The organism is Burkholderia sp. AU45388 (genome assembly GCF_030481585.1).
GTDB classification, from domain to species: Bacteria; Pseudomonadota; Gammaproteobacteria; order Burkholderiales; family Burkholderiaceae; genus Burkholderia; species Burkholderia sola.
In genome coordinates this window covers 425,640-437,776 of the sequence record NZ_JAUJPV010000002.1, presented here as the reverse complement: position 1 = coordinate 437,776, position 12,137 = coordinate 425,640, and the positions used below count along the sequence as shown (strand labels likewise).

The 12,137-nt window shown below is 68.2% G+C and carries 9 protein-coding genes; 5 read left to right on the top strand and 4 right to left on the bottom strand.

Going from position 1 to position 12,137, the window contains the following annotated elements; genetic code table 11:
• Positions 1-54 precede the first annotated feature (54 nt).
• Positions 55-1,188, top strand: a complete 1,134-nt coding sequence (locus QZM72_RS05890; RefSeq protein ID WP_301737480.1) for a J domain-containing protein — start codon at positions 55-57, stop codon at positions 1,186-1,188.
• 464 nt (positions 1,189-1,652) lie between these two features.
• On the opposite strand, the gene QZM72_RS05885 is transcribed toward QZM72_RS05890, so the two are convergent.
• Positions 1,653-2,375, bottom strand: coding sequence for a GntR family transcriptional regulator (locus QZM72_RS05885; protein WP_301737479.1), 723 nt, complete (start codon positions 2,373-2,375; stop codon positions 1,653-1,655).
• A gap of 183 nt (positions 2,376-2,558) precedes the next feature.
• On the opposite strand from QZM72_RS05885, the gene QZM72_RS05880 reads away from it, so the two are divergent.
• The 4 genes from QZM72_RS05880 (at position 2,559) to QZM72_RS05865 (ending at position 9,077) form a co-directional block, all read left to right on the top strand.
• Positions 2,559-3,779 carry an alanine--glyoxylate aminotransferase family protein gene (locus QZM72_RS05880; RefSeq protein ID WP_301737714.1) on the top strand — a complete coding sequence of 407 codons (1,221 nt, stop codon included), beginning with the start codon at positions 2,559-2,561 and terminating at the stop codon, positions 3,777-3,779.
• Between the two features lie 148 nt (positions 3,780-3,927).
• Positions 3,928-5,202 carry an MFS transporter gene (locus tag QZM72_RS05875; protein WP_301737478.1) on the top strand — a complete coding sequence of 425 codons (1,275 nt, stop codon included), beginning with the start codon at positions 3,928-3,930 and terminating at the stop codon, positions 5,200-5,202.
• Between the two features lie 50 nt (positions 5,203-5,252).
• Positions 5,253-6,014 carry a 2-keto-4-pentenoate hydratase gene (locus QZM72_RS05870; protein ID WP_301737477.1) on the top strand — a complete coding sequence of 254 codons (762 nt, stop codon included), beginning with the start codon at positions 5,253-5,255 and terminating at the stop codon, positions 6,012-6,014.
• Positions 6,015-6,053: 39 nt separating this feature from the next.
• Complete coding sequence (locus tag QZM72_RS05865; protein ID WP_301737476.1) at positions 6,054-9,077, top strand: FAD-binding and (Fe-S)-binding domain-containing protein; 3,024 nt, start codon at positions 6,054-6,056, stop codon at positions 9,075-9,077.
• 21 nt (positions 9,078-9,098) lie between these two features.
• Here QZM72_RS05865 and QZM72_RS05860 read toward each other — a convergent pair whose 3' ends face one another.
• From QZM72_RS05860 to QZM72_RS05850, 3 genes are all read right to left on the bottom strand, one after another.
• Positions 9,099-10,004 carry a LysR family transcriptional regulator gene (locus QZM72_RS05860; RefSeq protein WP_301737475.1) on the bottom strand — a complete coding sequence of 302 codons (906 nt, stop codon included), beginning with the start codon at positions 10,002-10,004 and terminating at the stop codon, positions 9,099-9,101.
• Between the two features lie 79 nt (positions 10,005-10,083).
• Positions 10,084-11,328 carry an acyl-CoA dehydrogenase family protein gene (locus QZM72_RS05855; protein WP_301737474.1) on the bottom strand — a complete coding sequence of 415 codons (1,245 nt, stop codon included), beginning with the start codon at positions 11,326-11,328 and terminating at the stop codon, positions 10,084-10,086.
• A gap of 45 nt (positions 11,329-11,373) precedes the next feature.
• Entirely contained in the window at positions 11,374-12,132 is a 759-nt protein-coding gene (locus QZM72_RS05850; protein ID WP_301737473.1) for an SDR family NAD(P)-dependent oxidoreductase, read from the bottom strand.
• Positions 12,133-12,137: the final 5 nt, after the last annotated feature.

Below are 12,137 nucleotides of genomic sequence, written 5' to 3'. Positions count from 1 at the left end.
CCGGCTAAAATACCGGCCTGCCGCGCGTCCTGCCGCGGCCGGAGGACACTCATCATGACCGCACGTCGCGGTGCCGCGGTCGCTATCGCACCCGGCCACGAGACAGCCAGCCTGTCGAAAGCCCAGCAAACGTTCAATACGCTCGTCAAGCAGATCGAAAAGCGCCGCGAGCGGCTCGGCGCGTGGGACGCGGTCATGCCGGCCTTCCAGAAAAAGTTCGTCGACGCGCTGCTGCCGCTCGAACAGGCGTCGACGGCGTTGCGAATCCAGTTGCTCAACCTGCTCGACGACGCGTTCCTGCAGAAAGGTCTGAGCAAGGCCGAACAACGCACGCTGTCCGCGCTGATCGCCGACATGGCGCGCGACTTGCTCGGCGTCAGCGACGACGCGACGTTGAAAATCATCTACAACCGGCACTGCCTGTCCGATGACAACGACCGCGCAGCGGCCGCCCCCGCACGGACGAAGCCGGAACCGGAAGCGGATCCCGCACCCGCCGCCGAACCGGCGGACGATCTCGACGCGCTGTCGCCCGACGAACTCGCCGCGCGCATGCAGGCCGAACTCGACGAACAGTTCAAGCGCGACATGGCCGCCCACGAGGCCCGCGAAGCACAGCGCGCGAAGCGCAAGAAGGCGCCCCGGCAATCGGCCGCGCAGGCGCGACGCGAAGCCGAGCAGGCCGAATCGAGCAAGTCGCTTCGCGACGTCTATCGCAAGCTCGCCAGCGCGCTGCATCCCGATCGCGAAACCGATCCCGAGGAACAGGCGCGCAAGACCGTGCTGATGCAACGCGTCAACCACGCGTATGCGAAAGGCAACCTCCTGCACCTGCTGGAGCTGCAACTGGAGATCGAACAGATCGACCGGCGCGCGATCGACGGCCTGAGCGAGGCGCGGCTGACGCACTACAACGGCATCCTGGAGGAACAGCTCCGCGAGCTCGACCGGGAGATCGTGCACGTCGAGAACGATTTCAGGCGAACGTACGGCATCGCGTCGTCGACCAAGATCGCGCCCGATACGGTGATGCGCATGCTGACGCGGGACATTGCCGGCATGCAGCGCAGCAACCACGATCTGACCGTCGCACTGCGCGAGTTCGACGATCCGGACAAGGTCCGGGACTGGCTGAAGGACCTGAAGCGCCGGCCCGCCGCATCCCGCTTCGACGACGAGCCGTTCTGACGAAACGGTGGCACGCACGTGCGCGCCGCCGCCGTGCCCGTTCACACGGCGCGCATCACGCGCGGTGCCGCGAGGCCGGCCCCGTTTCGCCGGTCAGGTTGAACACGCATTCGATCCGCGCGAGAAACGTCGAGAACGTGAAATCCGACCACTGCCGCGGGCGGGCAGCTCGCGCTCGGCCGCCAATACAACGTGCCGTTCGAGAGGGTGTCGCTGACCTACGGCTCGAACCCGTGGGCCGGCCCGCAGGACGCGACCCTCGACCTGTTCAAGCCCTAACAGACGATGCTCGCGCCCGCGCGCACCGGCAACATGATCCAGCGCTGGACGGAGCACGCGCAGACAGAGGGGCGGCGCAGCGCGCAGGAATGCCGATGGCCTTGCGTCCACGCCGGCGGATATCGACGCTGCGTGACGTGACACGCCTGCAGTGACGCGGCTGCATCGCGCCGCGACCGGCGTCGTTACGCGAGCTTGTGTACGTCGGTATCGACTTCCGCATGCAGCAACAGCACCGCGTCGCGCTTTTCCAGCAGATGCCGCCGCAGGATCGCCGCGAGCGCCTTGCCGTCGCGCGCGTCGAGCGCCTTGATCATCTCCTCGTGGTCGTGCACCGCGCGATCCCACTTCTCGACGTGCTGGTTCGAACGGAACCGCATCGACATGATCCGCCGGTTGATCGACTGGTACGTCGCGCGCAGCGCCGAGTTGCGCGCGGCCTCGTTGATGCGGTCGTGGATTTCCTGGTTTCGGCTGTAGTAGCCGGGCAGGTCGTTCTGCATCCGGCACGCGAGCATCGAGTAATGCAGCGCCTTGATCTCGGCGAGCTCGGCCGGCGTGATGCGCTCGCACGCCAGTTCGCCTGAAAACGCCTCCAGCCCCGACATCAGTTCGAACGTCTCGCGGATCTCCGATTCCGTCATCCGGTACACGCTCGCGCCGCGGTTCGGCGACAGCACCAGCAGCCCCTCGGCCGCCAGCACCTTGAACGCCTCGCGCAGCGGCGTGCGCGAGATGCCGAGCGTCTCGCACAGCTCGCGCTCGTTCAGCCGCATGCCAGGCGTCAGCACGCCCTCGACGATGAACTTGCGCAAATGCTCGACAACCGTGTCGTGCAACCGTTGCCGCTCCAGTTTCGGCAGTGCCGGCGCGCGGCCGGCATGCTCCAGATCATTCATATCTTGCATGCAAAGTCCTTCCTTCTTGCTTCCCGCGATTTTACTGCAAGTGGCCCGACCCGAATATCGCATGGCTAATGTCGGGTAAACACCGGCATCTTCGGCGAAATCAACGCTTGGTTTCGTCGGGATCGCTCTGCTAAAGTATTTTGCATGCAAAATTCAAAATACAACCACGGAGATAGAATGACCATGCTGCACCTCGACTTCCACCCGTCCGGCCGCCACTTTCTGCAGATTCCGGGGCCGAGCCCGGTGCCGGACCGCATCCTGCGGGCGATGAGCTATCCGACCATCGATCACCGCGGCCCCGAATTCGGCGCGCTCGGCCTCAGGGTGCTGGCCGGCATCAAGCAGATCTTCAAGACCACGCAGCCGGTGGTCATCTATCCGGCGTCCGGCACCGGCGCGTGGGAAGCCGCGCTGACCAACACGCTGAGCGCGGGCGACACGGTGCTGATGTACGAGACCGGCCACTTCGCGACGCTGTGGAAAAAGATGGCCGAGGCGCTCGGCCTGAAGCCCGAGTTCCTCGGCCTGCCGGGCATCGAAGGCTGGCGCCGCGGCGTGCAGCCGGACCTGGTCGAAGCGCGCCTGCGCGCCGATACCGCGCACGTCATCAAGGCCGTGTGCGTGGTGCACAACGAGACGTCCACCGGCGTCACGTCCGACATCGCGGCCGTGCGCCGCGCGATCGACGCGGCCGGCCACCCGGCGCTGCTGATGGTCGACACGATCTCGGGGCTCGCGTCCGCCGACTACCGCCATGACGAATGGGGCGTCGACGTGACGGTGTCGGGTTCGCAGAAAGGGCTGATGCTGCCGCCGGGCATCAGCTTCAACGCGGTGTCGGCCAAGGCGCTCGCGGCGAGCGAGCACGCCACGCTGCCGCGCGCGTTCTGGGGCTGGCACGAGATCATCGAGGCAAACCGGAACGGCTACTGGCCGTACACGCCGAACACCAACCTGCTGTACGGGCTCGCCGAAGCGCTCGACATGATCCTCGGCGAAGGGCTCGACAACGTGTTCGCGCGCCACCGGCGGCTCGCCGAGGCGACGCGCCGCGCGGTGCGCGCGTGGGGCCTCGAGATCCAGTGCGCGGATCCGGCCGTCTACAGCCCGGTGCTGACCGGCGTGATGATGCCCGACGGCGTCGACGCGGACGCCGTGCGCAAGCTGATTTACGAACGCTTCGACATGTCGCTCGGGCAGGCGCTCGGCAAGATGCGCGGCCGGATGTTCCGCATCGGCCATCTCGGCGACTGCAACGACCTCACGCTGATGGCGACGCTCGCCGGCTGCGAGATGGGGCTGAAGCTCGCCGGCGTACCGGTTGCCGCGAGCGGCGTCGTCGCGGCGATGGACGCGCTCGGATCGCACAGCCACACGCCCGCGCTGCGCGCGGCGGCCTGACCACGGGTGCCCGCGGCGCATCGCGGGCGCCCCGCTCGTTCCCCTTTGCGGCCCCGCACGACGCGCGACCGCGCTGCATCGGCACGCAACCGGCCCCAGAGCCGGCGCCGCGGCAGCGGCAAGCCAGACAACATCAAGGAGACGCACCATGAAGCTGTTCCGGGCGACCAGCATCGTGCTGGTGATGCTATGCGTGATGTACTTCATCACGTACCTCGATCGCGTGAACGTGAGCACGGCGGCCGCCGGGTTCGGCCGGGAATTCGGGCTGAACAGGACGGAGATCGGCCTGGTGTTCTCCGCGTTCGCGTATCCGTACCTCGTGTTCCAGATCATCGGCGGCTGGGTCAGCGACCGCTTCGGCGCGCGCCGCACGCTGCTCGCGTGCGGGCTGCTGTGGGCCGTCGCGACGCTGCTCACCGGGATGGCCGGCGGCCTCGCATCGCTGCTCGCCGCACGGCTGCTGCTCGGGCTCGGCGAAGGCGCGACGTTCCCGGCGGCCACGTCGGCGATGGCGCGCTGGGTGCCGCGCGAGAAACGCGGCTTCGCGCAGGGCATCACGCATGCGTTCTCGCGGGTCGGCAACGCGGTCGCGCCGGCCGCCGTCGTCGCAGTGATGGCCGTGTACGGATGGCGCGAATCGTTCTACATCTGCGGCGTGATCAGCATCGTGTGGGTCGCGGTCTGGGCGCTCGTCTACACCGAACATCCGAAGGATCATCCGCGCATCACGCAGGCCGAACTCGATGCGCTGCCGCCGCCGAAGCAAAAGCCCGCGACCGTGCCGTGGGGGCCGCTGTTTCGCCGGATGATGCCGGTAACGATCGTCTATTTCTGCTACGGCTGGACGCTGTGGCTGTTCCTGAGCTGGATTCCGCAGTACTTCCTGCACAGCTACGACCTCGACCTGAAGAAATCGGCCGTGTTCGCGTCCGCGGTGTTCTTCGCGGGCGTGGTCGGCGACACGCTCGGCGGCCTCGTCACCGATCGCATCTATGCGCGCACCGGCAGCCTCAAGCGCGCGCGCAGCTGGATGGTGTCGGTATGCATGCTGCTCACGTTGCTGTCGCTGTTGCCGCTGCTGTTCACGCATCACCTGTACGTGTCGATGGCGTGCCTCGCGTCCGGCTTCTTCTTCGCCGAGATGACGATCGGCCCGATGTGGGCCGTGCCGATGGACATCGCGCCGGAATACTCGGGCACCGCGAGCGGGATGATGAATTCCGGCTCCGCGCTCGCGGCGATCCTGTCGCCGGTGATCTCCGGCTTCGTGATCGACCGCTTCGGCAGCTGGGAGCTGCCGTTCATCGGCAGCATGGTGCTGATGGGCGTCGGCGTGCTGCTCGCGTTCCGCATGCAGCCGGAAAGCCGCTTCGCCGATGCGCCCGCCGAACGCCCGGCCGCCAATCGTTCGCCGGCCTGACGCCAACCGGGCGCTGCCGCCGGCGCCCGCCTTTTCTTCCGCTACCGACGATGACCCAAGCTACCCACGATCTCGCCGCCCGGCTCGTTGCCGGCTGGCACCAAGGCATCGCGTTCGCCGCGCTGCCGCCCGAACTCGTCCCCGCCAGCGCCGACGCCGCGTATGCGGTGCAGGCGCACGTGCTCGCCGCACGCCATGCCGTGATCGGCGCATGGAAGGTCGGCGCGAAGCAACCCGACGGCCCGATCCAGGGCGCGCCGCTGCCGGACGACTGCCGGCATGCGAGCGGCGTCACGCTGCCGCGCGGCGCGTTCCGGCCGCTCGGGCTCGAACTGGAGATCGCGTTCCGCTTCGGCCGCGACTTCGCGCCGCGCGCCGCCGCGTATGCCGACGACGACGTGTTCGACGGTATCGCGCAGATGGGCGCCGCGATCGAGATCGTCGCGAGCCGCTTCCGCGAATGGCCGGACGTCGCCCCCGCCGCACAACTCGCCGACCTGCAGAATCACGGCGCGCTGGTGCTCGGCGAGATGACCGGCTATCGGGCGGATTTCCCGTTCGTCGCACCGGCTCCCGCTTTCACGTTCGACGGGCGCGACATCGCCGAGGCCGCGACGGGCGCCAACCCCGCGGGCGATCCGCGCCGCCTGCTGCCGTGGCTCGTGAATCACGCGTCGCGGCGCGGGATCGCGCTGCCGGCCGGCACCGTCGTCACGACCGGCTCGTACACGGGAATGTTTTTCCCGCGGACCGCGGGCACGGCCGTCGGCCGCATGCCGGGGCTGCCGCCCGTCAGCGTCACGCTCGCGTGAGCGTCGCCCGTTCCGTTCTCCCCGATACCGACCGCCACCATGACATCCGCCATCACGCCCTCGCCGGTTCGCCCCGTCCATCTCGTGCCGTCGCAAGGTGCCGCGCTGTCGCCGCTGTTCGAGCGGCTGCGCACGGCCATGCGCGGCGACGTCCACGCCGATCGCGCGAGCCGCGGCCGCTATGCGACCGACGCGTCGATCTACCAGATCATGCCGCTCGGCGTGGTCGTGCCGCGCGACCAGGACGATCTGCGCATCGCGCTCGACATCGCGCGCGACCGCCAGATCCCCGTGCTCGCGCGCGGCGCCGGTACGAGCCAGTGCGGGCAGACGGTCGGCGAGGCGCTCGTGGTCGACAACAGCAAATGGCTGAACCGGATCGTCGAATTCGATGCGCACGCGCGCACCGTCACCGTCGAACCGGGCCTCGTGCTCGATCACCTGAACGCATGGCTGAAGCCGCACGGGCTGTGGTTTCCGGTCGACGTGTCGACCGGCGCGCAATGCACGATCGGCGGGATGGCCGGCAACAACTCGTGCGGATCGCGTTCGATCGAGTACGGCAACATGGTGCACAACGTGCTCGCGATCGACGCGATCCTTGCGGACGGCAGCGAATGCCGGTTCGGGTCGCTCGCGCAGCCCGTCACCGACCGCCGCACGCTCGAGCTGCTGCACGGCGTCAAACGGATCGCGACACGCGAGCGCGACGAGCTCGCGGAGCGCGTGCCGAAGGTGCTGCGCCGCGTGGCCGGCTACAACCTCGACCTGTTCGACTGCCAGAACCCGCGCGCGTACACCGACGACGGCCACGCGAATCTCGCCCACCTGCTCGTCGGCTCGGAAGGCACGCTCGCGTACAGCCGGCAGATCACGCTGAAGCTCGCGCCGCTGCCCGCGCACAAGACGCTCGGCGTCGTGAACTTCCCGACCTTCTACCAGGCGATGGACACCGCGCAGCACATCGTGAAGCTCGAGCCGGTGGCCGTCGAGCTCGTCGACCGCACGATGATCGACCTGTCGATGGAGAACCCGGCGTTCCGGCCGGTGATCGAGCGGGCGCTGGTCGGACAGCCGCAGGCGATCCTGCTCGTCGAGTTCGCGGGCGAATCGCGCGACGCGCAACTGGCGCAACTCGACCGGCTCGCCGAACTGATGGCCGATCTCGGGCTGCCCGGCAGCGTCGTGAAGATGACCGAGGCCGGCGCACAGAAGGCGCTGTGGGACGTGCGCAAGGCCGGGCTGAACATCATGATGAGCATGAAGGGCGACGGCAAGCCGGTGTCGTTCATCGAGGATTGCGCGGTGCCGCTCGAACATCTCGCCGAATACACGCGCCGCCTGACCGACGTGTTCCACAGGCACGAAACCGAAGGCACGTGGTATGCGCATGCCAGCGTCGGCACGCTGCACGTGCGGCCGATCCTGGACATGCGGCGCGACGGCGCGACGCGCATGCGCGAGATCGCCGAGGAAGCGGCGGCGCTCGTGCGCGAGTACAAGGGCGCGTATTCGGGCGAACACGGCGACGGGCTGTGCCGCGGCGAATGGATCGCATGGCAGTACGGCCCGCGCCTGAATGCGGCGTTCGCGGAGATCAAGGCGCTGTTCGATCCCGACAACCGCTTCAACCCCGACAAGATCGTCAATCCGCCGCGCATGGATGCGCGCGAAAACTTCCGCTTCGCGCCCGGCTATGCCGCGCTGCCGCTGCAGCCCGCGCTCGACTGGTCGGCCTGGAACGTCACGCGCAACCCGCTGACCGGCGACGAAACCGCGCCCGGCACGGGTGCCGACGTCACGCACGGGCTCGCGTCGGCGGTCGAGATGTGCAACAACAACGGCCACTGCCGCAAGTTCGACGCGGGCACGATGTGCCCGAGCTACCGCGTGACGCGCGACGAACAGCACGTGACGCGCGGCCGCGCGAACACATTGCGGCTCGCGGTGACGGGGCAACTCGGCGCCGACGGCCTCGCCGGCGACGACGTGAAGGCCGCGCTCGACCTGTGCGTATCGTGCAAGGGCTGCAAGCGCGATTGCCCGACCGGCGTCGACATGGCGCGTTTCAAGATCGAAGCGCGGCACGCATGGAGCCGCAAGCACGGCACGTCCTTGCGCGAACGGCTCGTCGCGTATCTGCCGCGTTACGCACCATGGGCGTCGAGGATGCACGGCGCGATCGCATTCGCGAACGGCGTGCCGATCGTCGCGTCGGCGCTGAAACGATGGATCGGGCTCGCGCCGCAGCGCGCATTGCCGGCGTTTGCGCGGCCGTTTCTGGCGGATGCGGCGACGCATGCGGGTGCCGGCACGTCGCCCCGTGAAGTGCTGCTCTTCGTCGATACGTTCAGCAACTATCAGGAACCGGACAACGCACGCGCCGCGCAAGCGGTGCTCGAAGCGGCCGGCTACACCGTGCACTTCAACGTGCGCGCGGGCGAGCGGCCGCTGTGCTGCGGCCGCACGTTCCTCGCGGCCGGGCTCGTCGACGAAGCGAAGGCGGAGGCCAAGCGTACGCTCGATACGTTGCGACCGTACCTCGAACGCGGCGTCGCGATCGTCGGGCTGGAGCCGTCGTGCCTGCTGTCGATGCGCGACGAGTTTCTTGCCTATGGTTACGGTGACGAAGCGGCGCGACTCGCGAGCCACGCGTTCCTGTTCGAGGAATTTCTCGTCCGCGAGCAGGCAGCCGGCCGGTTGTCGCTACGGCTGCGCGAACTCGACGGAACCGCCGAGGCGCTGGTGCACGGCCACTGCCATCAGAAGGCGTTCGGCGCCTTCACGCCGGTGCAGACCGTGCTGCGCTGGATTCCGGGGCTCAAGGTGTCGCCGGTCGAATCGTCGTGCTGCGGGATGGCCGGCAGCTTCGGTTACGAAGCCGAGCATTACGACGCGTCGCAGGCGATGGCCGAGCTGTCGCTGTTGCCGGCCGTGCGGGCGCGGGCCGAAGGTGCGATCGTCGTCGCGGACGGCACGAGTTGCCGGCATCAGATTCACGATGGCGCACAGACGCAGGCCGTGCATGTGGCGCGCGTGCTGGCGCAGGCGCTGCAATGCTGACGACGCCATCGCCGCGCGGCTTCACCGCCCCTCCCCCATCCCGCCCATCAACGCCATCAACTGCCCGCGCAGCCACCGGCTGCCCTGATCCTGATCGGCGCTGCGATGCCAGTAGCAGAAGTAATCGAGCCCCGGCATCTCGAACGGCAGTTCGAGAATCCGCGCCGGATAGCGCTGCAGCAGCCGCAGCGGCGCGGTGAGCGCGAGATCGCCGCGCATCGCGATCAGCGGCGCGACCATGTAGTGCTGCACGCGCATCTGGATGTTGCGGCGCAGCCCGAGCCGCGTCAGTTCCGCGTCGACGTGCCCGCTGCCCTTGCGGCGGCTCGATACGTGGATGTGCCCCATCGACAGGTAGTCGTCCATGGTCAGCGTGTCGCCCTTGAACGGATGATCGTCGCGGATCATGCACGCGTAGCGGTCCTGCACGAGCAGCGCCTGGTGCAGATGCGGATCGCCGATCAGCGGCGCGTCGATCGCGATGTCGACCGAGCCGTTCGCGAGCGCGGTCGCGACTTCACGGCGGTCCATCGTGTAGCTGCGCACGTGCATGCCGGGCGCATGCGTCTGCAGCAGTTCGCCGAGCGCCGGCAGCAGCAGCGCTTCGGTCAGGTCGCTCATGCTGAGCCGGAACACGCGCTCCGACGAAGCCGGATCGAACACGTCGCCTTCGTGCGCGCTCGAATCGAGCAGTTGCAGCGCCTCGCGCACGCGGCCGACGATGTTCTCGGCCATCGGTGTCGGCATCATCCCGGCCGGCGTGCTGACGAACAGCGGATCGTTCAGCGTCTTGCGCAGCCGCGCCAGCGCGTTGCTGACGGCCGGCTGCGTGAGATTCAGCACCTCGGCCGCGCGCGTCAGGTTGCGCTTGTTGTAGATCGCCTCGAATACGACGAACAGGTTCAGATCAATCTTCGAAAGGCGCATCGCCGGATCTCCTTGCCGGCATCTTAATACGGCGTGCGCCTCCCGTTCGTCCAGGTCATGCTCCCGCGTGGGGGGCCGCTCAACCGCGCGGCGGCGGCGTCAGGTACGGTGCGGTCGAACCGGGTTCGCCGTCCTTGATCTCCATCCGCGCGATCGCCTGCAGGTGCACCTCGTCCGGGCCGTCGGCGAAGCGCAGCGCGCGGCCCCAGGTCCACAGGTCGGCCAGCGGCGTATCGGGGCTCAACCCGGCCGCGCCGAACACCTGCATCGCGCGATCGCACACGTCCGTATAAACGGTCGGCACGAGCGCCTTGATCATCGAAATCTCCTTGCGCGCGGCCTTCGCGCCGACCTTGTCGATCATCCACGCGGCCTTCAGCACCAGCAGGCGCGCCTGGTCGATCTCGATGCGCGACCGCGCGATCCATTCGCCGACGGTGCCGTGCCGGTTCAGCGGCTTGCCGAACGCGACGCGCGACTGCGCGCGGTCGACCATCAGTTCCAGCGCCAGCTCGGCCGCGCCGATCGACCGCATGCAGTGGTGGATTCGGCCCGGCCCGAGGCGGGCCTGCGCGAGCGCGAAGCCGCTGCCTTCCTCGCCGAGCAGGTTGCGCGCCGGCACGCGCACGTCGTCGAACGTGATCTCGCAGTGCCCTTCCGGCGCGTAGTGATTGACCACCGTGATGTTGCGCACGACCGTCACGCCCGGCGTGTCGCGCGGCACGAGGATCATGCTCTGCTGCCGATGCGACTCGGCCGCGGGATCGGTCTTGCCCATCACGATGAAGATCTTGCAGTTCGGATGCGCGGCGTTCGTGATGAACCACTTGCGGCCGTTGATCACGTATTCGTCGCCCACGCGCTCGATGCGCGTCGTGATGTTGGTCGCATCCGACGACGCGACGTCGGGCTCCGTCATCGCGAACGCCGAGCGGATTTCCCCGCGCAGCAGCGGCAGCAGCCATTGTTCGCGTTGCTCCGGCGTCGCGAACATGTGCAGCAGCTCCATGTTGCCGGTGTCCGGCGCATTGCAGTTGAACACTTCCGACGCCCAGCTCACGCGCCCCATGATCTCGGCGAGCGGCGCGTATTCGAGGTTCGTCAGGCCCGTGCCCGGCTCGTCGTCCTTCAGGTGCGGCAGGAACAGGTTCCACAGCCCTTCCGCTTTCGCGCGCTCCTTCAGCGCTTCCATGAACGACACCGGATACTGCCCCGCGTGCACTTCGTCGTTCCACTGGCGGATGCGCGGCACGATATGCGCATCCATGAAGGCGCTCACGCGTTCGCGCAGCGCTTCCACTTTCGGGGTGTAGCCAAAGTCCATGATCGATTCCTCGAGATTTTCGCGTTTCGGTTCGTTCGGTTCGGTTCAGAAGGCCGAGACGCCGCCGTCGACGGCGACGGCCTGCCCGGTCAGATAAGTGTTGTCCTTCGCGCACAGCATCAGCATCGTCGCGACGATTTCGTCGGGCCGGCCGAGCCGCTTCATCGGCGAGCCCTGCGCCAGAAAATCCCGGCGCTCGCCGATCTCGCTGTCGGTGACCATCGGCGTCGTGCTGTAGAACGGGCACACCGCGTTCACGCGGATGCCGTGGCGCGCGTATTCGAGCGCGGCCGTCTTCGTGAGCCCGACCACCGCATGTTTCGACGCCGCGTACGCGGCCAGTTTCGGCGCGCCGCCGAGCCCGGCCATCGACGCGACGTTCAGGATCACGCCTTCGCGCTGCGCGAGCATCTGACGGATCTGGTGCTTCATCCCGAAGAACACGCCCTTCGCGTTCACCGCGAAGCTCAGGTCGAGATCGGCTTCGTCGGTGTCGATCAGCGCCTTCATCGGCGGGGCGATGCCCGCGTTGTTGATGCCGACGTCGAGCCGCCCGAAACGCGCGACGGCTTCATGCACCAGTGAAGCGACGTCCGTTTCGACGCGCACGTCGCAGCGCTGCGCAATCACGTCCGCGCCGGCCGCGCGCAGCGGCGCGGCGACGCGTTCGAGCGCGTCGCCGTTCAGGTCGCCCAGCGCGAGCCGCGCGCCCATCGCGGCGAGTTCGCTCGCGAGCAGCGCGCCGAAGCCGCTCGCGGCGCCGGTGATCATCACGGCCTGGCCGGCGTAGCTGGCGAGTTTCATCGCGT